Genomic DNA, 21,409 nt, shown 5'->3' with positions numbered 1-21,409 from the left:
GGATCGCCGGGGTCTCACCGTCGCGTGGTTTGTCTCCCGCCCGGTTGATTTCTCCGACGATTCGACGCCGGAGTGGAACGCCATGTGACCTGCGTGAAGGCCTTGACCTGACCCCTAAAACTTGATTGAATTAGCAGTGTTGGAACGGGGCGGGAATCCCGGACCGGCACCACCGAGAACCCTCAACGACAAGGACGGGCCGATGACCGAGACCGACGCGGGTGAGCCCACCCCCGAGACCTGCCTCCGGGTGGCCCGCGAGGCCGCCGCACTCGCCGCCGCCGCTGACGACCTCGCGCTCAGCGCCGCGTGCCGCAGCACCTCCCGCACCGAGGCCCACCGGGACGAAGTCATGCACGCGGTGCACCAGGAGGCCGTCGAGGCCGAACGGCACGCCGCCCGCGCACAGGAGTACGCCGCCGACCCGGAGATGCCGGACAGTGCGCTGCGCTACTGCGCCAGCAGCGCCGTCGACCACGCCGTCCGCGCCCAGGAGGCGGCCGGGGTCGAGACGACGGCCGCCGCACTTCGCCCCGAGCTGGAGCGCACGCTCACCCCCGAGGGGCACGCCGAGCGGGAGAGTGAGCGACGCCGCGCAGAGGCCGAGCAGGAGGCCGCCGACCGCGCCGCCACCGGCATGGATGCCGACAACCGGCACCTGGCCGCGATGAACGCCCATCTCGCCAAGGGCATCGTGCCCGCACTCGGCTGGACCGCCGGACACGTGCGGGTGCTGGAGGCCGCGGAGACCGGCCGCCTGTACGGGCGCGACGGGCAAGCCCGGCAGGCCGCCGAACACGGCGTGTGGAGCGGCGGCCGCAAGGTCAGCCGGGAGCGCACGCAGGCCCTGGGCGACGCCGGATACCTCGTCACGGTCGCCGAGGCCGACGGCGTTCAGCGGCTCGTACTCACCCCCGTGGGACAGGTGGCCCTGGAGCTTGCGCGGCTGCACCCGGAGGGTCTGTACGAGAGCGACAAGGCGGCGTACGAGGCCCGCTACGCCCGCTACGCCAAGCGGCACAAGCGCATGGACGACAAGAAGGCCGCCGCCCGCCGTCTCCCGGCCCTGGAATCCAGCACCGTGCGCCGGTACCGGCGGCCGGTGACGCTCGTCGAGCAGGAGACCCGCGCCGCGCGCGAGGCCGCCGAACAGTGGGAGGACGAGGGCGGCTACTGCCCCGGCGTCGAGGCGCCCCGCCCGGCCGTCGAGGACGCGCCGGCGGCGGCCGCCGCACCCGCCGTGGTGCCGGTCCCGACCGGGCCGGAACTCCCGTCCGGCATGTACTTCCTGCCGCTGCTGTCGACCCGGCTCCACGACTGGTGGACGATCCAGTGCGGCCGGTGCCAGGGCGGCATCCGTGTCGAGCTGCCCGGCAAGTGGTCTGACAAGTACGAGGCCGCTCAAGCGGCCCACGCGCACTACGACGACGCCCACCGTGCGGCCGACGACCTGCTCACCGAGGAGGAGATCACCGAAGCGGAGCGCTGGCCGCTGTCGGACGCGCAGCGCACCGTACTGGGATGGGCCGAGCACGCCGAGCTGGCCGAGTTCGACGACGGGTTTTGGGCCCTGGACTGCGTCCCGGACCGCTGGGACGTCAACAAGCGCGTGGCCCGCACCCGGGTGACCGGACTGTGGGCGGCCGGGCTGCTGGACGTGCGCCTGGACGGCAACGGCCGCCGCCATCTCGTGAAGTCGCCGACCGGTCGGCGGGTGGCCCGTCTGGTGTGGCGCGCGGAGCGCCAGGGCTTCGCCGGACCCGCGGCGAAGGACGCCCGCCTCACCCCGCTCCCGAAGCGCAGCGGCGGCTACCCGTTGCGATCCGAGGGCCGTTACTTCAAGGGTGAGGCGCGGCGCGCGGACGACGCGGCTTTGACGGAGAGCGCGCCCGTCCCCACGGCCGCTGATCCGGCAGCGGCGACGGTACCGGTGACGGCACCGGCGCGCGCCGATCAGCCTCTGTTGCGACGCCTGTTCGCACCGCGCTCCGTCCGCGAGCAGCGGCCCGCCCACGACGTCCGTACGGTCATCCGGCGCCCGCAGCGCATCCTCACTCCGGAGGAGCGTGAGCGGGTGCAGGACATGCCGCTGCTCAACCTCCAAGGGGCCCTGATCATGGGTATCACCGACCCGGTCCCCAACGCGTCGCCGATGCCGGAGGAGGACGGTTCGTGGGTGCGCGAGCACGCATGGCCCGCCCACTTCCAGCCGACGGAGGACAGGTATCCATTCGGCTTCCAGCGGTGGAGCATGTGCGAGCGGGGCACGTGCTGGAACTGCCTCTCCGGGCGGCACGACATCTGCGTCCACCGGCAGAAGAACGGCCCGGACGTTGACGGCAACCGGGACTGGGTGACCAACCACCAGGGGCGCACCGTCGCCGAGTTCATCCCCCGGCCGGGGGGCGAGCCGTGTGTGTGGTGGTGCCGGTGCGAGTGCCCCAAGGACGGCCCCGCACCGGCCCGTCCGACGGCGAAGACGAAGCCCGCTCCGCCGGCGGCGCCCGAGCCTGCTTCCGTACAGGCCGCTGCGCCCGCGCGGACATCCGAACCGGACGCGGTGCAGGCCGCCTTGTGGTGACGCGGGGGGCGCTGCCCCCCACACCCCCTGGCCCTCTCTCCAAGGGGGCGGGGGGACGGATACCGACCTTGCGGTGAGTGGGTGGTGCGGGGTGGGGGCGGCCGGGGGGCTCCCTCGCCGGACGGACACCCCGAGGGGGCCACAGCCCGCGCCGGGCCGCCAGGCCAAGCCGCCTGCGGCGGTCGCCTTCGGCGAGCCCGGCACCCCGACACGGCCCGCGGCGGCTGACGCCTGCCCGACCGACGAGGGAGCCCCCCGACCGGGGCCGTCGTACGGCGTTCCGACGCCGGAGCGGAAACGGTATGTGACCTGCGCGAACACCTTGACCTGACCCCTAAAAGTTGATTGAATTAGCAGTGTCAGCACGGGGCGGGAATCCCGGACCGGCACCACCGAAGACCTCAACGACAAGGGCCAGGGACACATGATCGAGACCGAAGCGGGGGAGCGGGCGGTACTGCCCGAGTGGCTCGCCGACGTGGCGGAGGACCAGGTGGAGGACGCGGCCGCGCTGCACCAGGCGGCCGGGCACCCGGACCTGATCGAGTGCCGTCGCACGGCCGATCTGCTCGTCGAATTCGCGCAGGCGCACCCGGGCGAGGAGGCCGAGGGGTGGGCGCTGGACGCCATGCTCCGCGTCATCCAGTGCGCGTACGCGGTCGTCGACGGCGAGGTCGAGGAAGCCGGGGAGTGCGGCCGCGCGGCCAAGGGTGAGCGGGCCGCGATGACGCTGGACCGGCTGGAGTCCGAGGGCGCCGCCGCGACGGCCGCCGAGCGGCTGGTGGCCCTGGACCGCGAGACGTACGAGCTGTTGCAGTGGTACGCGGGACCGTGGCCGGTGGAGTGGCTTTTCCCGCCGGAGAAGGACGGCCGGGGCCGCGTGATCCGTCCCCGGATCGTGGTCCTGTTCACCGGCCCGGGCGGCCTGACGCACGGCATCCTGCGCATCCTGCGCGCCAACGTCGACGTCGTCGGCGTCGACCTGGACCGTGGCGCCGTGGCGACGTCGACGGCCGCCGGGCACCGCGTCATCCTCGCCGACGTCACCGACCTGGACCCCGAGCACCCGTGCCTCCAGCACGTCACCGGGATCGCGCTCACCCCGCCGTGCCAGGCGTACAACCCGTCGGGTCTGCGCAAGGGCCACTACGCGGGCGCGATCGAGCTGATCGAGCGCACCGTGCTGGAGGCCGCCGCGGCCGCCGGGTTCTGCCCGGTCGTCACCCCCGACGGCGGCGACGTCGCACCCGGCTGCGAGGACGGCTACGCGCCCCGCTCCCGGATGACGTGGGACGAGGTCCGCGAGCCGCTGGAGCAGCTGGAGGACGCCCGCGCCGGACTGATGGCGGAGGTGGTGATCTGGCCCCTGGCGATGCTCGCCCGCGGCGGCAGCGTGGAGTGGGTCGCCGTCGAGCAGTCGAGCGCCCTGCCCGCCCGGATCGAGGCCGCGCTGATGGACCGGCTGGGCGAGGCCGGGTGGCACACCACCGAGGCGTTCACGCTGGACGCGGTCGACTACGGCTCCGCCTCGCACCGCAAGCGCCGCCTGATGGCCGCCTACCGAGGCGAGCGCCCGTTCGTCGACCTGACGCCCACCCAGCCGTTCCCCGTCACGACCTTCGCCGAGGTCGTCGGATGGCCCGCCGGTCGCAACTACCTGACGCGCGGGAACCGCCCCGTGGACCCGATCACCGGCCGGGCCAAGGGAGGCAGCTCCCGCAGCGCGGACCTCCCGTCGACGTGCATCACAGCGACCGCCTACGGGTGGACGTGTGCGGAGACCGGCGAGCGGATCACGCTGGAGGACATCAGCCGCCTGGTCGGGCTCCCCGGCGGCTACCCGGCTCACCACGTCGGCCGCGGCCGCGGGGTCCGAAACCTCACCCAGGGCCGCGCCGACATCGTCTGCCCGATGGTGGCGGCCGCGCTGTTCGGACGCATCCTCGGAGACCCCCGGTGGGAGGCCAAGACGCGGGCGTACGTCGAGGGTCTGTACCGCCCGGCGGAGGCCGAGGAGGGCGGACAGATGCTCTTGCAGATGCTGTTCGCCCACCGCGTCCCCGCACAGAAAGCCGACCGAACGCCCGCCATCTGACGGCAGGCACGACGAAGGGGCCCCGCGCTGCGGGGCCCCTTCGTCGTGCCTGGACGGGTCAGCCGGAGGCGGCGCCGGACGTCACGCCGCCGGGCGAGGAGGCGCCGTCCTGCGACGGGATGCCGCTCGCCGGCGAGGCGGCCGCCGGGGCCGTGCCCGATGCCTTCCCGTCGGTCTTCCTGCCTGTCGGCCGCGACCGCTTCCGTGGCCGCTTCACCGGCTCGTCGGCACCCAGCCTCGCCAGTTCCTCCGCAGTCCATCCCGCCGTCTCGGCATCGACGTACGCCTTGCCGTACGGCTCGTCGAGTTCGGCCAGCTGGTCCAGCAGGGTGCTCCGCTTGGCCAGGACGTCCACCAGCGGGCCCGCGGCCGCCATCCGGCGTTCCTGGACTTCCTTCATCTTCTGCAAGATCTCATCAGCGCTTGGCATGCGGTGATCGTAGCGTCTGTCATTCCGGCGGCCCGCCGGAATGCGGGTGGAATGCCGCGAACGGTAGCGGTATTGACCGCACGTCATGAATAGGCGCCGCCTTATAGGGGGCAGTAACCACAGGCAGCGAGTTGTAGGTTACTGGGCCCAGTAACCGGATATCGCTGGCCGGTCTGCACTAGGTTGGCCGTCATCGATCTTGGTCCAGGGATGGACCGGGAGGGGTAGGAGAGGGGGCGCCAGCGTGGACGAGTCGCCGGCGGATGAGAAGGCGCCGCGGCCTTCGGCGCGACGCCGCGGGCGCGAGCCGGGCGGGGCCCGGTCGCACCGATTCAAGGTCAGCTTCAACGACGCCGAACTGGCGATCGTGCAGGAGGCCGCCGACCGAGAGAACCAGGCACTCGCATCGTGGGTCGGTCAGGCATCCCTGGCCGTCGCCACTGAACAGGTGGTGCCCGTCTCGGCGGACGCCAAGGTTGTCCTCCAGGAACTCATCCGGTCCCGCGGTCAGTTGCGCCGGGTCGGCAACAACCTCAACCAACTGGCCTACGTGCTGAACGCCGAGGGCGAGGTGACCAACGCTCAGATCAGAGCTGTGCTGGCACTGGTCAAGGAGACTGTCCGGCATGTCGACGAGGCCACGTTGCAGGTGATGAGAGAGCGGCGGCCGCGCTCGTGATCCCGAAGGAGGCGAGGCCCGGCGACGACACCGCCGGACTGCTCTATTACCTCTACGGGCCCGGCAAGCGCGACGAACACGTAGACCCGCACATGGTCGCGGCGTGGGACCCCTTCGTGCCCGATCCGGTGAAGTCGGATGAGTTCTCAATCTCAGATCTCGCAATGCTGCTGGACGCACCCGTACGTGCCCTGACGGGCAAGAGACCACCGCTGCACGTCTTCCACGTGGCGGTGCGCAACCCACCGGAGGACCGGAGACTCACCGACGAGGAGTGGGCCCGGGTGGCGCGCGAGATGATGCACGCCGCCGGAATCGCCCCGCATACCGACGACCAGGGTTGCCGGTGGGTGGCCGTGCGCCACGCTGACGATCACATTCACATCGTGGCAACCCGGGCCCGCGAGGACGACCGCCAGCCGGACACGAGCTGGAGCAAGCTCCGGATGCAGGAGACCGCGCGGGGGTTCGAGGTCGAGTTCGGCCTGCGCCGCCTGACCCATGCTGACGGCACCGCCCGCAGGTGGTCGAAGACCGGAGAGGCCGAGAAGGCCGCACGCAGAGGACTGCCCGAAACTCCCCGCGAGACGCTCCAGCGCGCTGTACGCGAGGCGGCGGCCGCGGCCGTGAGTGACACCGACTTCTTCGCCCGGATCGCCGCAGCCGGGCTGCGCGTGAAGCAGCGCGTGGCACCGGACGGCAACGTGACTGGCTACTCCGTGGCCATGCCCGGCGACCGCGACGGCGGACAGAAGCCGGTGTGGTTCCCGGGTGCGAGGCTTGCCCCGGATCTGTCTCTGCCGCGCGTCCGCGAACGCTGGAGCGGGCCGCCGCTGAACTCTGCGGCCGCGCCGGCGGATGCGTGGCGTGCAGCAGCGGAGAAGGTTCGCGCCGCCGCCGACCAGCTCGGTGCCGGGGGACTGCACGAGGGCGCCGGAGACGTGACTGCACTCGGGGACCTGATCGTGACTGCCGCAGTTGTCTCCCCGTACCTGGTACGCAGCGAGATGCGGAAGGCCGCGTACGAGTTCGAGCGGGCATCCCGGGCCCCGGCCGCACGCCAGATGGAGGGTCAGGCACGCGCGCTGTACCGGGAGTCGACGCAGGTCCTCACCCGCTCCGTGTCATCGGTTGGCCGCAATGACACCGTCGCCGCACTCGGCTTCCTGCTCGCCCTGGTGACCGCCGTGGAAGCCTCCCAGCGCTGGCACCAGGCGCAAGAGCACCGCGTCCAGGCGGAAGCCGCCGGACGGGCCGGACGGCTCCTGCACGAGGCCGTCGAGGTGAGTGTCGGAGCCAACGCGGCACGCGACTACAAGCCCCGTCCCAAGCGCGCCGCGGCCCGGACGGGGACCGGGCGTCGCGCGGCCATGGCGCCGGGAACCCGTCTGATGGTCGGCACCGTCCAGGAAGCCGTCCCCGAGCACGCCCGTGACATCCTGGCCGATCCGGCGTGGCCCGCACTGAGAGCACGGCTCGCAGAGGTCGAGAAGGCGGGTGACGAACCGGGCGATGTCCTGGCAACGGTCGCCGCCCGGAGGGAATTGAACTCTGCGGACTCGGTCGCCGAGGTGCTTGTATGGCGCCTAGACGGTTGGCAGCGGCAGCGGGGTCCGGCCGCTGTCGCCTCCAGTAGCGGTACGACTGCCGTACCAGCCGGCGGCTCCGGACGAACTGGCCCGGACCGCAAGCAGGGGGCGCCCTCGCCGACACAAAGGCCCCCCGGCGAGGAACAGCAGCGCAAGGGCCCGAAGCGGGGCCGCTAACAAGGGGAGAGCGCGAGATGACATCACCGACACCAGAGGAGCAGCGCGCAGGGGAGGCGTTCGCGGAAGCCTCCGCCGAGGCGGTGCAGACCGCAGTCATGGCGGCGCGCTTGGTCATGGCTATCGCGGACGCCGCGCGGCGCCACCAGCAGCGCAAGCAGAAGGGGAAGGAAGACGACCTGCCGACTGCCGAAGAGGCAGTGAACGAGGTCGGCAAGGACGTCCAGCGGCTGCTGCCGTCCGACATCTCCGAAGCGCTGATGAAGGAGGCGGACTGGCCGCAGCTCGCGCAGCAGCTGCTCGCGCTGCGCACGGCGGGCGTCGACCTGGACCAGATTCTGCCGCGCATCGGCGAGATCACGGTGAACGTACGCGACCAGGTCGTAGCGAAGGCACGGGAGGCGGGCAGCGACGAGTGGGTACGGGCGGTACGCGAGACGCTGCCTGCCGGACCCCTGCGCGAGGCGATCCTGACTTCTCCGGCCTGGCCGGAGATGGCGGCGACGATGGCCCAGCTGGAGGAGAAGGGCGTCAACGTGCGCGAGGTCCTGGCGGCCGCGCACAATGAGGTGCTGGCAGTTGAGCAGGCAGTGTCGAAAGGACTCGGGGCCATCGCGAAACCGGCGATGAGCCGGGAAGCCCAACTGTCGTACGGACCACTGACGACCGGGCTGGACCTCCCCCGGGACCTCGACCTGTCGGATCGCGAACGGGCGTTCAAGCAGCTGGCCATCTCTCCAAAGGAGAATGAGCGGTACACCCGTTGGGTGCGTGAGGCGATGCCTGGGCACGAGAGGGAGGCGGACCTGTTGGTGGCGTCCCGCCAGTGGCCGCTGCTGGTCAGCCGGATGGCGCAAATGGAGACCGACAGCAAGCCGGTGCGCGAGCATCTGGCCCGTCTGGCCAAGGACACGTCCTGGCAGGACGGGCCGCCCGCACAGCTCGGGACGCGGCTGGTCCGGGCCACCGCTGACGCACTGCACCGTCCGGCCGGGGATGCCCCAGTGGAGTCCCGCGTGAGGGTGAACACCACCGCCGCCCGGTCGCAGTCGCCGAGCGTGGGACCTACTAAGGCGACTGCGGCGAAGGGCGCGGCGCCTACCTCGCCGGCGGTGGCTCCGCACCGGGAGACCGGGCCCGTCGCGAAGGGCGGCAAGACCAAGTAGTCCGCGCCCTGACACACGTGTGCCGCAGGCCCTTTCGGGTCTGCGGCACACGCCGTTTCGGGGTGTAGGTTCCCAACCTGCTTGTCCGGCCAAACGGCGCTGACCGGGGTGCTTGTGACGGCTTCTCACCGATCTTTCCTGGCGGCTTCCTTGCTGCGGTGTCCAGTTCTTGACGGGCCACGGATGCAGGGGTCAGGGGCGGGTCGCGCCGACGTAGTCACCCGCAGGCATTGCCGAGGTGAGCGGTGCGACTCCCACGTTGCGTCCGGTGCGCGGCGCGTGCAGGACGTTGCCGTCGCCCGCGTACATCGCGACGTGGTAGATGAAGCCGCTTCCACCCTTTGCCCAGAACAGCAGGTCGCCGGGTTTGAGGTCGTTTCGGGAGACGGGCCGGTCGGATGTGGCGCCGTACTGCGCTTGAGCCGTGCGGGGCAGTTTCAGTTTGGGCCAGTAGGCGTACTGGACGAGGCTGGAGCAGTCGAAGCCGATGGTCTTGGATGCGGAGCACGTGTCGTTGAGGTAGCCGTTGACGCCGTCGCAGAAGCCGGTCGAGGGGCCCCCTGGTCCGCCGCCTCCGTACGCGTACGGGGTGCCCATCCGGGTGGACGCCTTGCGCAGGGCGTCCGCGCCCGAGCCGGACCCGGAGACGGTGAGGAGGCCGGGGCCCTTGAAGCGGCCCATGGTCGACAGGATGAGCTTCACGTAGTTGTAGGTCTCGCCGTTCGCGAACGTCTTCGGCGGCGCACCGCCTGCCCAGCGTGGTGCCCAGCGCCTGGAGTCACGGCACCGACTGAACTGCCCGCCGTACGGCAGGAGGGCCGCCGGTCGGCCCGGCGGCCCTCCTGCCGTACGGGAGCGGCCCGAACTCCCGGCCCCCTCGATCGTTATTTCTTTGTGCAGGTCACTGCTGGCCAACCCCCTCGCCTCACCCGACCGCATCGAGGATCTGGACGGCTGGACGCTTCACCGGCTACGTCACAGTGCCCTCACGCATGACGCCGAGGATGGCACCCCCTTTGGCGCGTATCTCGGTCACACCCCAGGGAGCCATCCAACGGAAACCGAAAACGCATGCGAGAACCACCGACTAGCTTGACGCATGCGAGAACTAGCGTCATTGTTAACGCATGCGGAAATGTTCCGCAGGAGAATCGAGGGGATGACCATGGGTCGCATCAATGTCTACAGCCGGGACGGCGAACTGCAGGGATGGTTCCGCGAGGAGTCGGCTAAGGAGTACAGCGAGGCGACCGTGTGGGACGGGAGCAACGAGGTCTCCGTCAACCGGGTCGGCGAGTTCGAGCACCAGTCCCTCTATCGTACGAAGCAGGGGCGGTGGGTGCGGTGCACCTGGTCCCAGCGGCAGGGAGTCCAGCCGCTCTATACGTTCATGAGCGACGTGGCCGCGAAGGAATGGCTGGAGCGCAACGAGCACGACGACATTGTGGAGACGTGGTTCGGCCCGGTGGAGGAGGAGGCTGGCCCGATGAGCGTCGGCGGACGCCCCGCAGTGGGCACGAAGGTCGAGGCCCGGCTCCCGGACGACGTCCTGGCCGCCCTGGACGCACGGGCAGCAGCCGAAGGGACCTCGCGCGCGCAGGTAATCCGCAGCCTCGTGACCGCCGGCCTCCAGCTTCCGGGCTGACCCCCACGACGCCGAAGCCCCGCCCATCTTTGGGCGGGGCTTCGGCGTCGGCGGGAGCGGTCCACCATGCAACTCCAGCTCGGCCGCGGTTCCACCCGTTCAGAGTGAGTCCATCACCGCTGGTCGTCGGACTTGACCGTGTCCATGTCCTCCCACGTGACGCCGTGGCCGGGAGTCTGGCGCAGGGCCTTGGCGCGGACGCGGTCCTTCGTGATCCACTCGGTGGCCACCGGCGGGGCCTCGCCCTCGCGGACCAGGCGCTCCAGCAGATCGGCGTGGAAGTCGGCGGCGTCGGCCTCTTTCTGCGGGTCAGGGACCATCTGGTCCTTGAGAAGCCGCTCGGTGTACTTCCTGGTGGCGATCAGCGCAGAGGTGGTGCTGTGGCGCTCCAGGTAGCCGCTGACCGGCTGCTCCCCTTCGGCCCAGGAGTCGTACGGAGCGCTATGGGCGAGCAGCCAGCGATCGAGGCTGGTCGCGCCTTCTTCGGGTGCGCTGGCCGGGTAGGGGATGCGCGGGTCCTCGGGAGTGCCGTCGAGGCGGACGGACTCCGGGTCCTCCAGTGGGGCACGCCACTGCTCGACGACGTCGGCGAACCGGCGGTGCGCGGACTGGCGGGTGACAGGCCCCAGCGCATCACCGATGTCGTCCCAGGAGGTCCCGCGCTCGCGTTCGTAGACCACGGCCCAGCGCAGGGCGTTCTCAGCGCGGCGGAGCGTGCGCAGTGCCTGCTCGGCGAACTCGCCGGGGCGGGCGTGGCTGTCGGCGCCGGGCGAGATCCCGCCGAGCGCGAAATCGGCGGTCTCCCGGTAGGCGTCGGAGAGCATCAGCCGGGCGAGCCCGGTCTCGGTGTACGGGTGTGGCGGATCGGCCGGAGGTGCCTCGTTCGTCGTCATGCTGTCAGCCTAGCGCTGACAAGTGAGTGTTGTCAGCCTGAAGCTGACAACATGGACGAGCCACGCCTGCGGCCGCTCCATAGAGCCAGGGGGCGGAAACGGTCCAGCTCAGAGATCGCCCACCCGGTGACAATCCCAGTCGCACGCCCCGCCGTCGTCGTCCGAGCAGTCGTGCTTGGAGACCGGTTCGTCCTCCCACGGCACCACCACCCGGCGGACCGTCGCGGCTGTCCAATCCAGTCCTGCCGGATCTGTGCAAAGCCAGCAGTAGTAGCCGGAGCCGTGGTCGCATTCCTGAGTAGTACTCATACCTCGCACCTTTGCACCCTCGCCCCGTCGCTCGAAGCACCTTGATGTCGACCCGCGCGGTGATCCAATCCAGCGCGGGGGCGGAATCGGTGCCCTACGCGGGTTCGATCCAGACCTCGAAGTCAAGTCCGCCAATCTCCAGTCGAACCCCGATGTCGCCCCGAGGCGCTTGCAGCGCGGCGACAGAGGTGACCAGGGAGTGCGATGCCAGAAGGTCCACGATCAGGTCGCGGACACCTTCACAGCTCGGTCCCTTCGTCGGCGTGATCCCCAGGTCTACGGCGTCCATCCTGCCTCCACTCGCTGGTCTCTCAGCCGTTCAACGACGGGAGGGTCCACGGGTTAGGGGATCTGGCTTCGGGTTCCGGGCCGGGACGTCGACATCCCACGAGTCCGAGGATCAGCGAGCCCGGCCGGAACTGCTCTCCCGTCCGGGCGCCGGGGGCGTAGCGGGCCGCTGAGTCGGCGATGGAGCCGCCTTCTTCGTAGCCCTGGACAGAGGCAGGGTGGTGGAGCGTTTCCGCGCCGCCTGCGCACTGACCCGAGCCCCTGCGCCCGGCGGTGCCAGCATCGGAGCGGCCAGCTCATCGACCCGGGCCAGCCGCTTACCCCACCTCTCGGGATCTTCCCCGGCGGGCACGGCCACGGCTTCCCGCCGCCGCAGAAAATCCTGACGGGTAGCGGGGTCCCACGGCTGATGCCGGATCTCCTCGACCGCCTCGTTCGAAGGCCTGGAAGGTGACCACGTGCCGCCGGGACCCCGGTACTTACTGAAGGCGACCCCACCGGCGTCGACGAGGTGCAGCGCGTCGGCCAGCCCCCGCTCCTCCACCACCGTCATGATGGCCGGGACTCCGTCGATGATGGCCTGCTGCAACTCCAGAGAGACCAGGAAGCTGTAGCCGGGACCATCACTCAGCGCCTGGCGGTGACGGTCCATCACGCCGAGCTGGGACAGCGCAGGGTGCAGCGCCGTGTACGCCAGCTCGGTGCTGTAGTCGTCGGCCCGGAAGGACGCTACCCGCCCCAGGGTGTACTCCTGGCCTGTGTACGGGCCGATGAACATGATGTTCAGCCGTCGCGTGGACGCCTCGTTGAGGATCGCGGCACGCAGGACATCAACGTCGGGCCCGCACAGGCGTGCCGCCTCCAGGACTCCGTGCTCGCGGGCAAGCGCGTCGTAGTGCGGGTGGAAGGCATAGTGGTCGTCGCCGTCGTAAAACAGGACGTCGCTCAGCCCCAGCTGCTCGGCCACCAGAGGGCGCAGCGTGGTCTTCCGGGATCCCTGGGGCCCGCCAAGGAGGACCATGCGGGGCGACGTCTGCGAAGACAGGCTGCTGAGCCCCGGCAGTACGTCTTCCCGGATGATGTCGGCGAGCTGCTCGTCCGACAGTCGCCGCGGCGGCTTCTCCGGCTCACTCACCGACGCCGCCCTCACGCACGCTGCGGAGCAGTTCAGGCATCCTTCGGAGGATTTCCGCGACCCGCTCCCGGTCGTCGGCGGTCAGGCTGTCCCGCTCCGCCAGCAGTGGTGCGCGCTCCTCGCGCAGGGCCCGCGCGGCCTCCCGACTGGGTGCCGCGCCGATCCGGCCGCTGTAGGCGGCGATCACCGCATTGAGCAGAGCCCGCGCCTGCTCGTAGGCGTCCATCTCCGCCGCCGTCCACCGCGGCGGCCGTGCACTGCTCGACATGATTCCGCTCCCCCGTACCACGATCGTCCCTTCGTCGAGCAACAGGCCTTTCTGTACGGCCCGTTGCTTCTACACTCCCATACGCGGACGTCGGTGATCAGCCCGATTCCTCACCACCAACCACCAGGGAGAATCCCCATGTCCCTTCCGTCGAGCGGATGGCACAAGAGCACCTACAGCGGCGACTTCGAGGACGCCTGCGTGGAGGCCCGGGTACGCCCGGACGGTGCGGGCGTACTGATCCGGGACTCCAAGGACCGCTGCCGCCTCCCGCTGGCCGTCGCTGCCGCGGCCTGGCATACCTTCCTCGCCGATTGCGCCAGGGATGAGCACGGACCGCTGGTCTGACCCCAGTCACCCGGCACGCCGCCGTGGCGTCCACCGCCGCGCGATTCGCGTTCGGCCGTCAAAGTCTGCGCATGGCGAGGGCCCCGAACTACGGTTCGGGGCCCTCGCCGGTCCCACGGTGGAAGTCAGCTGCTGGCCGCAGCTTGCACAGCGGCACACCTCCGCGCTGGCCTACTAGGTGTCGGTGGCAGCTTCGGCCGTGAGCTGGTGGACGGGCACAAGGGCACCGTCGTCCGGCTGTACCGGCAGGCCGACCTCGACCGGGTGACGCGCTCGCCCCGGGTCGACTGGGAGGCCGTCCGCGCGACGAAGAAGGGGCACCAGTCCCTGCTCGCCGCGCTCCCGACCCGCACGGGGTGACCACCCCGACCGTGCGGCGGCCGACGGCCCGGGACACTCCCGGACCGTCGGCCGCCTGTGGAATCCTGCCTACCGACCAACAGAGCAAGCCTCCCGCGAACTCCTGCGCACCTACGGCTGCCACTGAGAGGATCGACCCCATGGAGTTGAAGATCGGCGAGCCGGACAGTTCGAGGCGGGCGGCAAGTCGGTTCGGGCGCCCGGTGATGGGCAAGACGCGGCCTCCCACGACGACGGTGGACACCCATACCGGCTGGACGTGCGAGGCGGGCGCCTCGCTCATTGCCGAAGCCATGACCCCCGGCCCGGGGCGTCTCGGCACCCTGCACGCCGTGATCTACGTGTGCCCAAACCACCGGGCGGCGGCGGAGGAGCGGATCACCGGGGCCGGATACGACCCGGAGACGCGGCCCGCGCCGATGTCTCATCGCTGGGATCCCTGGCCCTGCGGACACGTCACCTCCTACAGCGTGGAAGCGGTAGAAAGTCTTGCCGCCCACTGATCCCCACACGACAGCGACGGCCCCGAGGAGTGCGCAAGCGTGGCCCCTACCGGATCAGAGTCCGGCAGAGGCCACGCTTCGAGGTGTCACAGTACGAGGGAGTCGATTCCCTCGTACCAGCGCTTGAATGCGGCCGGCGGGTTGTCGTGGAGCTTCCAGGCGTCGCGGACCTGGGACCAGATCTTCTTTCGCAGGGCCTCGGACTGCCGTGTGGCGTCGTCAAGGGCATCGCGCGCTTCGCGGGACTCCGCCCCGGCGTCCGAGGTCTCCCACTCAAGACGGGCCCTCTCGACCGTGGCCAGCGCCTCATCGATGCGCGGCCGGGCAGCCTCCAGCACGGTGACGGTCTGCGTCAGGATCTCGGCCCATTCCCGGATGAGGTCCTCGTCATCGTGGAGGGCACCGATGATGACCTGCCCGAGGCTCTCCCGGCTTCCGGGCTCCGACAGGACGATGATCGTGTTGCGCTGCCGGACGCGCTCGGTGGCCAGCACCCAACGGCTCGTGGGGTGAGGCGTGATCTCCTCTTCCCAGGTGGATCGCGTGATCGTCAGCGGCAGGGTTGTGGTCACGGTCGTGTCCTCCAAGGCGGTGATGCGCGCTACCGGCTTCCCGTTGCGGGTCAGGACAACATCGGTCCCCGAGGCGCATACCTCGGCGACGAGTTCACCCAGAATCCCGCGAGCTTTCTCAATCCCGACCTTCTTGCTCATACTCAATACCTTAAGGTCCTTAAGGTATTGAGGTCAAGTCAGATAGGCGCCCCAACTGCCGAGTTGTCCGTCGAGCGCACCGCAGCCGTTCGCGGAAGTGGGCGCCCACTGCTCGTAATCGGCCCGCACGACGGCGACGGCCCCCGAGGAGTCTGAACCACCCTGTCCCATACGTACGGCGACGGCCCCCGAGCACCGTCATCATGCTGTTCGCGGTCATCCCGGGCATACTCGCCTTTGCCGCGGGCGAGAAGATCGCCGATGCGGACGCCGGGCAGCTGCTCGCCGTTTTAGCGCTGCTGGTTGGGCTTCGGGGATGTCTGCTGCTCACCGCTGCGGCGGAGGTGTCCGGCCTGCTCGCTGCCGTTGGCCGACTTCTTCGCCCCCTTCACCGGCCGCTTGCCGGTCGTGGTCGACCGGCCCCTTGCCGCCGCCGCGGAGACTCGTTTCGCCGCGCCGGGCATGGGCCGGTCCAGGGCCTCCCCCATCTTGCGCATCGCCGGAATGTCCACCGTGGTGGACGCGGTGTCCCGCGATGCCGGCGGCGGCCCGCTGCGGCCCCCGCCGGGGGAGCTGTAGTCGGCAGCCGCATCCGCGACGTTCCGCAGCGCATCGGCGGCCGGAGCGTCGGCCTCCTTCCCCTCGCCCCGCCGTCGGAGTCGGTCGGCCGCCGCCTGCGCCCACCCGGCGACCTTCTCGCAGACGTTGATCGAGACCTTGCGGAAGAACCCGTCGACGCGGTTGTCCCCCATCAGCCGGTCGAAGTGCTCCCCGGCCCGCTCCCGCATGACGCGGACCAGGTGGCCGACCGCGCCACGCACCGTCTGGATCTTCTGCCACTCCGGGGAGTCCTGGAGTGCAGCGGCGTGCGCATCAGCCTGCTGGAGGGCGGAGTTGACGGCGGCGGCCTGCTGCGGAACGGGCGCCGCCGTTGCTTCCGTCGACTTCTCAGCGTCGGTGTCCGTCCGTTCCTTGATGGCGGACGGTTCCGCTGGCGCGGCCGGGGTGACGGCCTCGGCGAACGCCCGCTGCAACGTGGTGAGGTCGGCGTCGAGGGCGGCGACCAGGTCCTGCGCGGTGCCGTTCTCCTGCGGCACGTGCTCGTTCCAGGCGTCCATCACCGCCTGGAACTCCGCGCGGACGTCCATCGGTCCGGCCGGAGGCTCCGTTGCTGCGGTGTCCGCAGTCGGGGCCTCCGGGCCGGTCCACAGCGGCAGCTCGCCAGGCTCCGGAGCGGCAGGCTCCGGCTGATCGGCGGCACGGAGAACGTCCTCCAGCGCCTGGTGAATTCCGTCGGCGGCGGCGTCGAGAGCCGGACCGTCATCCTCGGGGGCCGTGGGATCGTCTGGGCTCTCCGGGCCAGGCACGTCTGCGGTCGCCCCTGCTAGGGCTGTCGACGACTCCTCTCGGACCGGGCCGGTGCTCTGTGAGTCCGGGACTTCGGGACTGCCGGACTCTGTGGCTCCCTGCGGTGACCCGGTGTCCGTCGCCGCGGCGGCCCCTTCGTCGCGAGGCGGGCGCCCGGCCTGGTAGTCGGCGAGGTAGCCCCGACTGAGCGCAGCGGTGGCCGCGGCCTCTTCGGCCCGGGCAATCTTCTGTTCTGCCTGCACCGCGGCGAGCGTGGCCCGCACCTGGTCCTGCATGCGCCGGGAGTCGTACAGCAGATTGGCCAGCGGGAAGGCCAGCTGACGGCGCTCCAGGTGGCCCGGATCGTCCGGCAGCACGCCACTCCAGTTGTTGACGGCTCGCTGGATGCCGTCGAGGTACTGCGACATCTGCTGCGATCCGTGGGCATCGGAGACCGCGGCCGCCAGGCCATCGAGGTTGCCGTCCAGCTCCCGGAAGCGCTCGTTCTGCTCGAAGTCGGGGTAGGCCCGGGCGGCCGCGCTGGTTACTGCGTCGCGATGCCACACGGCGGCGTCGCGCAGGTCGGCCCGCAGCACGTCCACCCGCTGCCGGGTCTCGTCAGCGACGGCCGCGCCGGGCGGCGGACCGTACAGGGCGTGGGTGAAGGCGGAGTACATGACCGCAGCGTGGACCGCGGCGTCCTGTGGTGCGTCGACCAGGTACGTGACGTCGCTGGGTAGGGGGTCGGCGTCCAGCCGCGCGAACCATCCCCCCTGGGGGCGCGGGTGGACCGTGGCGATGACGCGGTTGCCCCGCAGTACGTCTCCGGAGTCGACCGGCTGGCCGTCCAGCCCGGACAGGCGAAGCCGGTAGCCCGGGTCTCCGGCGAGCGTGACGGTCTCGAAGTAGCGCTGGGGTGCGGGCGGTTCCTCGGTGGTCGGCTCGCTGGGCGGGGTGGTCATGGTCGGTTCCTCCGAAGCGTCTCGCGCCGTCTCGTCACCGGGGGCGTCCTCGCTCGCCGGGGTCGGGTCAGGCTCCGGCGGCGCGGCCGCCGTGCCGGGTTCCGGTGTCTGCTGGTCGGTGTCCGCCGTCGGGGGGCGGCCCTGCTCGAGGAACGACGCTTCGCGCCGTGCCTCGTGCATCCCCTCATCCGGGACTGCGACTGCGGGTTCCTGGGGGTCCGGCGCGTGATCCGGCGCCGGATCGCCGTCCGCGGCGCCGTCCGCCACGGTGTCCTCCGGGGCGTCGTCGACGGCGGCCGGCGGTCCCTGCGTTTCCTGGGGGTCCGGCGCCGGGCCGTCGTCCGTGACGCTGTCCGTCTCGGTGTCCGCCGTGGTCTGCGCGTCCGCAGACGGCTCCGCAGAGTCGGGGTCGGCGGCCGGTTCGCCGGGTTCCGGCTCGGTGCGGCTTTCCGGCTCGTCGTCGACGTCCACGTGCGCCGGTTCGTCGGGCTCCGTTTCGGCGGCCGCGCTCTCCGTCCCGGTGGTGTTCTGCTCTGCGGAGTTCGCGGCGAGGGCGGCCAGCTCCGTCTCGAAGGCCTCCACCGTCGCCTGCGAGCGGGAGGCCAGGAGGGCGGCGGCCTCCCGTACCTCTCCCAGCGGGCCGCGCAGGTCCTCGCCAACCACGGGCTCCAGGGCACCGCTCCAGACCGCCACCGTGTGGACCTGACGCACCAGGTCGTCCGGCGAGCCTGCCGGGCCGTCGCGCAGGGACTGCCCGGCATCCCGGTACGCCGCCGCCAGTTGGGCGACGGGGTTGGCCGGGTTCCCGGCGCCGTCGGGCCGCTGCTGCAGGTCGGCGTCGTAGTAGCGCTGGACCGTGGGCAGCGCGTCCCACCGTGCGAACGCCTCGCCCAGCCGGTCGATGTCCGCCTGCGCTTCCTCGTCGGTGGTGTACGGATCGGCGGGATCGAGCGGAGGCACGTCCACGTCCAGGAGCACCACGTCCAGCTCCGGCAGTTCAGCGGCGGCCGGTGTCTCAACAGGCTCGGTCGGTACGACGTCGTCCAGCGTCGGCGTCACCACGGCTGCGAGGGGCTGCGGAGCCGCATCCGGAGTCGACGTCTCCGAGTAGTGCGCCAGAGCCAGTGCCTCACCGGCGGGGGTGCGGTCGGCGTACTCGGTGACATCGGCGCGCTCGGTCCAGCTGCACACACACCACGCCTCGACCCAGTTCCGGCCCGGCCCGCCCAGGGTGACGGCCGTCGCGTGCGGCACCTCGTCGGCAACCGCCGTGGCGTGGAGGCGGAGCCGTTCGAGCATCGGCGCCCATGCGGACATGTAGCTGTCGACGGCGGTGCAGGATGCGATCAAGGTCCCCGCTTGGTCCTCGATCAGGAGCGGCGCCAGGTCACTGGAGGCGGTGCGGCCTTGCCACTCCCGGCGGACTGTGTACAGGGCGCCGGTCTCAGCGGTGATCGTCCACGAGCCGTCAGGGTGGTACTGGATTGCCTCGGACTCCCCGACTTCCGGCAGTAGCCACAGTCCGGCGTCATAGTGCATGCGGCGGGCGGCGGTGAACCCGGTGGTCAAGTCCCCGCCAGCCTTGGCCGCATGCTCAGCGACGGCCGCCAGGGCCGCGCTCTCGCCTTCGCCGGAACCGATGCTGATCACGTCCCACCGGCCCGACGGCTCAACGCCGTGCCAGGTCGCCCGCCACATGATCCCCCGCGCGCCCTTGCCCTGGGCATCGTGGGAGATCTCGTACTCGCCAACGGTCAGCCCGGGGCCGGCGACGGCGAACTGATACGAGGACGGCTCCCCGTTGCGGTTCTGCGGGCTGACGGTCAGCGTATTGACGTTGACGGCGGGCGCTGCCTCCTCAGCAGGCTCCGGCGTCGCGTTGCTGCCCTCCACCGCCGAGCCGGCGAGTCCGAGGGTTGCGACGGCCTCGTTCGTCGCTTCCATGTGGGTCGCGCCCTGCCGGGCGACCAGCGCGGCCCGGTCCTGACGTGCTGCGAACGCCTCATCTGCCGCCCGCTTCCGTGCCTTCGCGTCCCCGCCCGCAGCCTTCACCTCCGCTCGCGCTTCGCGCATGGCGCGGTCGTCGCCCGCTTCGCACGCTTCGGCGATGATCTGATCCGTCAGAGCCTGGGCGGGCCACGGGGCGGTCTCTCCGGCATCCAGTGCGGCCGACAGCATCTGTCCGGCAAGCTCAGCGATTCGGTCAGGCCACTGCTTCCAGTGCAGGTCGCCGACCTTCGGGTCACCTTTGGCCAGGGCCTCAACGAGGCTCTGAACGTCGCGGTGATCTACGTTCCTGTCCCCGGAGTTCAGGAGGCGGTGAGACAGGCACCGCGCGCACACGGTGTAGCAGCCAAGTTCGCTGCCCTGGTCAGTGTCGACGGCGACCGTGTACCGGGCACCCGAGCGCTTCGCTGAACACTTGCCGACGTACGGCTGCGACGCGTCGCAGTACGCGTCCGGCGTGTCGGCCATGTCGTCCGTGAGCTGGGCCACGACGCGTAGCCGCGCGTTCGGAATGGTGTCCTGGGCTGAGTGCCAGATCTTCCACTCGGCGACGTATTGCCGGTTGTCCGGGCCCTTCCGGGACCAGTCCTCACCGGTGTGGCCCTGCGCGCCGTCCGGGTCGGTCAGGTGCTCCCAGCCCCACCGGCACGACGCGATAAGGCCGATGCGGCCGAATCGGCGGACCAGGTACACGCCCTCTTCGAGCTGGACGCGGTCCGTGGTCGTCTCGAACTGGGGGGCCTGCGCCGTCAGGTGCCCGTACCGGGCCCACAGGGAAGCGAACCGGGTACGGGTCGCCGAGTCCTCGCGGATTCGCGCCAGCACGGTGTTAAGGGGCCGGTCGTCTATGTTCACGGCCCACCAGTACGAGCCGTCAGCGTCGTGACCGGCTTCCCAGTGATCCTCATCCGGAAGGGGGTGCGTCACAGGGCGTAGCCGGAACGTGTGCCCGGCCGCCGTTGTCAGAATCCAGCCCGCCTCCGGTTCGCGCCGGTCGGTGAACGACACGGGGGCGATCGTCTCGCCCTCGATGAGCTCCGCCTGAAGCTGCGCCCCTCGCCCGTCCTCGGTCATCGCCAACTGGGCAAGTGGTTCATCAGTAGGAACGGCCCTGCTGCCCGTGGCCGTCTCCGGCTCCGCCGGGCCCTCTGCCGGATCGCCGAACAATCCGAGCTGTTCCGTCTCGCCCGTGCCCTGGGAGGCCACGTCTTTTCCTTCCGGGGTGCGTTCGACTGGCTGGTCCTGTGTGCCCTGTTCCTCGGGGGCGGCCGGGGCGGTCTCGTCGGCGGTACTTGTGTCCGCCGCCGGCGCGGCGGCCGCCCGCTCTGCCGCCCGCTCGATCAGGTGGGCGACATCCACGTGCAGCCGCTGGGCCTGGACGTCCAGGTGCTGGCGCAGCCGGTGCAGCGGCAGACCGACGTAGTGGTTGAGCATGTCGTCGTCGGTGGCGGCGAACAGCGCGGCCGCGGCAGCGTCGGCGGCTTCCATCGCCGCGGCGTTGGCCCGGTAGGCGTCCACGCCCTTCGGGGCCGCGTCGATCGCCCCGATCGCCTCGCTGAGCGCCCGGATCTCGTCCTGGGGGCCGGTGCCGTCCGGCCAGACGTGCGTGGTGACCTCCGTGACGGCCGCGTGCAGGTCGTAGGCCCGCTGGGTCTCCAAGGCGACCTGGTTGCGGCTGCTGTGGCGGCCGAACACCGCGGCGACGTCCTGCGGTGCCCGCCGCTCGCGGGGCACGACCAGGACCTCATCCGTGAAGTCCAGGGCGAAGCCGTTGGCGGTGCCCTTGGCCACGTCAAGGGTCGAGAACCCCATGACGCTGCCCCGGCGATTGCTGCCGAACCGCAGCTCGGTGACTGCCTCGCCTCGCGTCCCGCCCTCGGCGATGAGATCGCCCAGGCGGACCTGCGCCACCGT

Annotated in this window: 18 protein-coding genes; 9 read left to right on the top strand and 9 right to left on the bottom strand. The window is 71.0% G+C overall.

Annotated features, from left to right (window positions below):
- Positions 1 to 202: 202 nt before the first annotated feature.
- Positions 203 to 2,581, top strand: coding sequence for a DUF6248 family natural product biosynthesis protein (locus tag OG413_RS46155; RefSeq protein ID WP_266815937.1), 2,379 nt, complete (start codon positions 203 to 205; stop codon positions 2,579 to 2,581).
- 424 nt (positions 2,582 to 3,005) lie between these two features.
- Entirely contained in the window at positions 3,006 to 4,676 is a 1,671-nt protein-coding gene (locus OG413_RS46150; protein WP_266815936.1) for a hypothetical protein, read from the top strand.
- 58 nt (positions 4,677 to 4,734) lie between these two features.
- Here OG413_RS46150 and OG413_RS46145 read toward each other — a convergent pair whose 3' ends face one another.
- Positions 4,735 to 5,106 (bottom strand): hypothetical protein, encoded by a 372-nt coding sequence (locus OG413_RS46145; protein WP_266815935.1) that lies wholly within the window; start codon positions 5,104 to 5,106, stop codon positions 4,735 to 4,737.
- Positions 5,107 to 5,350: 244 nt separating this feature from the next.
- On the opposite strand from OG413_RS46145, the gene mobC reads away from it, so the two are divergent.
- The 3 genes from mobC to OG413_RS46130 are packed head-to-tail and all read left to right on the top strand — an operon-like array spanning position 5,351 to position 8,717.
- Complete coding sequence (gene mobC / locus OG413_RS46140) at positions 5,351 to 5,785, top strand: plasmid mobilization relaxosome protein MobC (protein ID WP_266815934.1); 435 nt, start codon at positions 5,351 to 5,353, stop codon at positions 5,783 to 5,785.
- Positions 5,782 to 7,551 (top strand): mobilization protein, encoded by a 1,770-nt coding sequence (locus OG413_RS46135; protein ID WP_266815933.1) that lies wholly within the window; start codon positions 5,782 to 5,784, stop codon positions 7,549 to 7,551. The genes mobC and OG413_RS46135 overlap by 4 nt, the downstream gene beginning before the upstream one ends.
- Before the next feature lie 17 nt (positions 7,552 to 7,568).
- Positions 7,569 to 8,717, top strand: coding sequence for a hypothetical protein (locus OG413_RS46130; protein WP_266815932.1), 1,149 nt, complete (start codon positions 7,569 to 7,571; stop codon positions 8,715 to 8,717).
- 192 nt (positions 8,718 to 8,909) lie between these two features.
- On the opposite strand, the gene OG413_RS46125 is transcribed toward OG413_RS46130, so the two are convergent.
- Entirely contained in the window at positions 8,910 to 9,632 is a 723-nt protein-coding gene (locus OG413_RS46125) for a C40 family peptidase (protein ID WP_266815931.1), read from the bottom strand.
- Positions 9,633 to 9,882: 250 nt separating this feature from the next.
- Here OG413_RS46125 and OG413_RS46120 point away from each other — a divergent pair, with 250 nt between their 5' ends.
- Complete coding sequence (locus tag OG413_RS46120) at positions 9,883 to 10,362, top strand: ribbon-helix-helix protein, CopG family (protein WP_266815930.1); 480 nt, start codon at positions 9,883 to 9,885, stop codon at positions 10,360 to 10,362.
- A gap of 113 nt (positions 10,363 to 10,475) precedes the next feature.
- On the opposite strand, the gene OG413_RS46115 is transcribed toward OG413_RS46120, so the two are convergent.
- From OG413_RS46115 to OG413_RS46095, 5 genes are all read right to left on the bottom strand, one after another.
- The gene (locus OG413_RS46115; RefSeq protein ID WP_266815929.1) at positions 10,476 to 11,255 is read right to left on the bottom strand and encodes a hypothetical protein; all 780 of its coding nucleotides are present in this window, start codon (positions 11,253 to 11,255) and stop codon (positions 10,476 to 10,478) included.
- Between the two features lie 108 nt (positions 11,256 to 11,363).
- Complete coding sequence (locus OG413_RS46110) at positions 11,364 to 11,564, bottom strand: hypothetical protein (protein ID WP_266815928.1); 201 nt, start codon at positions 11,562 to 11,564, stop codon at positions 11,364 to 11,366.
- Positions 11,565 to 11,658: 94 nt separating this feature from the next.
- The gene (locus OG413_RS46105) at positions 11,659 to 11,853 is read right to left on the bottom strand and encodes a hypothetical protein (protein WP_266815927.1); all 195 of its coding nucleotides are present in this window, start codon (positions 11,851 to 11,853) and stop codon (positions 11,659 to 11,661) included.
- Positions 11,854 to 11,964: 111 nt separating this feature from the next.
- Positions 11,965 to 12,987 carry a zeta toxin family protein gene (locus OG413_RS46100; protein ID WP_266815926.1) on the bottom strand — a complete coding sequence of 341 codons (1,023 nt, stop codon included), beginning with the start codon at positions 12,985 to 12,987 and terminating at the stop codon, positions 11,965 to 11,967.
- On the bottom strand, positions 12,980 to 13,255 hold the full coding sequence (locus tag OG413_RS46095) for a hypothetical protein (RefSeq protein ID WP_266815925.1): 276 nt from the start codon (positions 13,253 to 13,255) through the stop codon (positions 12,980 to 12,982). Before OG413_RS46095 ends, OG413_RS46100 begins: the two co-directional genes overlap by 8 nt.
- Positions 13,256 to 13,393: 138 nt before the next feature.
- Between OG413_RS46095 and OG413_RS46090 the strand changes: the two genes are divergently transcribed.
- From OG413_RS46090 to OG413_RS46080, 3 genes are all read left to right on the top strand, one after another.
- Positions 13,394 to 13,603 carry a DUF397 domain-containing protein gene (locus tag OG413_RS46090; RefSeq protein ID WP_266815924.1) on the top strand — a complete coding sequence of 70 codons (210 nt, stop codon included), beginning with the start codon at positions 13,394 to 13,396 and terminating at the stop codon, positions 13,601 to 13,603.
- A 207-nt stretch (positions 13,604 to 13,810) separates the two neighbouring features.
- Positions 13,811 to 13,963 (top strand): hypothetical protein, encoded by a 153-nt coding sequence (locus OG413_RS46085; RefSeq protein ID WP_266815923.1) that lies wholly within the window; start codon positions 13,811 to 13,813, stop codon positions 13,961 to 13,963.
- A 140-nt stretch (positions 13,964 to 14,103) separates the two neighbouring features.
- A complete protein-coding gene (locus tag OG413_RS46080; protein WP_266815922.1) occupies positions 14,104 to 14,466 on the top strand; it encodes a hypothetical protein in 363 nt (120 codons plus the stop codon).
- Positions 14,467 to 14,552: 86 nt separating this feature from the next.
- On the opposite strand, the gene OG413_RS46075 is transcribed toward OG413_RS46080, so the two are convergent.
- Positions 14,553 to 15,179, bottom strand: coding sequence for a type II toxin-antitoxin system Phd/YefM family antitoxin (locus OG413_RS46075; RefSeq protein WP_266815921.1), 627 nt, complete (start codon positions 15,177 to 15,179; stop codon positions 14,553 to 14,555).
- Positions 15,180 to 15,469: 290 nt separating this feature from the next.
- On the bottom strand, positions 15,470 to 21,307 hold the full coding sequence (locus OG413_RS46070; protein ID WP_266815920.1) for a hypothetical protein: 5,838 nt from the start codon (positions 21,305 to 21,307) through the stop codon (positions 15,470 to 15,472).
- Positions 21,308 to 21,409: the final 102 nt, after the last annotated feature.

The organism is Streptomyces sp. NBC_01433, from assembly GCF_026340105.1.
Lineage (GTDB): Bacteria > Actinomycetota > Actinomycetes > Streptomycetales > Streptomycetaceae > Streptomyces.
This window is presented reverse-complemented; position numbering and strand designations above follow the sequence as displayed.

What these genes read in the sequence shown, in the direction of transcription:
- OG413_RS46075 (WP_266815921.1), bottom strand. Translation starts at nt 15,179, where the DNA reads ATGAGCAAGAAGGTCGGGATTGAGAAAGCTCGCGGGATTCTGGGTGAA.
- OG413_RS46130 (WP_266815932.1), top strand. Translation starts at nt 7,569, where the DNA reads ATGACATCACCGACACCAGAGGAGCAGCGCGCAGGGGAGGCGTTCGCG.
- OG413_RS46090 (WP_266815924.1), top strand. Translation starts at nt 13,394, where the DNA reads ATGTCCCTTCCGTCGAGCGGATGGCACAAGAGCACCTACAGCGGCGAC.
- OG413_RS46155 (WP_266815937.1), top strand. Translation starts at nt 203, where the DNA reads ATGACCGAGACCGACGCGGGTGAGCCCACCCCCGAGACCTGCCTCCGG.
- OG413_RS46080 (WP_266815922.1), top strand. Translation starts at nt 14,104, where the DNA reads ATGGAGTTGAAGATCGGCGAGCCGGACAGTTCGAGGCGGGCGGCAAGT.
- OG413_RS46120 (WP_266815930.1), top strand. Translation starts at nt 9,883, where the DNA reads ATGGGTCGCATCAATGTCTACAGCCGGGACGGCGAACTGCAGGGATGG.
- OG413_RS46150 (WP_266815936.1), top strand. Translation starts at nt 3,006, where the DNA reads ATGATCGAGACCGAAGCGGGGGAGCGGGCGGTACTGCCCGAGTGGCTC.
- OG413_RS46145 (WP_266815935.1), bottom strand. Translation starts at nt 5,106, where the DNA reads ATGCCAAGCGCTGATGAGATCTTGCAGAAGATGAAGGAAGTCCAGGAA.
- OG413_RS46105 (WP_266815927.1), bottom strand. Translation starts at nt 11,853, where the DNA reads ATGGACGCCGTAGACCTGGGGATCACGCCGACGAAGGGACCGAGCTGT.
- OG413_RS46095 (WP_266815925.1), bottom strand. Translation starts at nt 13,255, where the DNA reads ATGTCGAGCAGTGCACGGCCGCCGCGGTGGACGGCGGCGGAGATGGAC.
- OG413_RS46070 (WP_266815920.1), bottom strand. Translation starts at nt 21,307, where the DNA reads ATGGGGTTCTCGACCCTTGACGTGGCCAAGGGCACCGCCAACGGCTTC.
- OG413_RS46110 (WP_266815928.1), bottom strand. Translation starts at nt 11,564, where the DNA reads ATGAGTACTACTCAGGAATGCGACCACGGCTCCGGCTACTACTGCTGG.
- OG413_RS46115 (WP_266815929.1), bottom strand. Translation starts at nt 11,255, where the DNA reads ATGACGACGAACGAGGCACCTCCGGCCGATCCGCCACACCCGTACACC.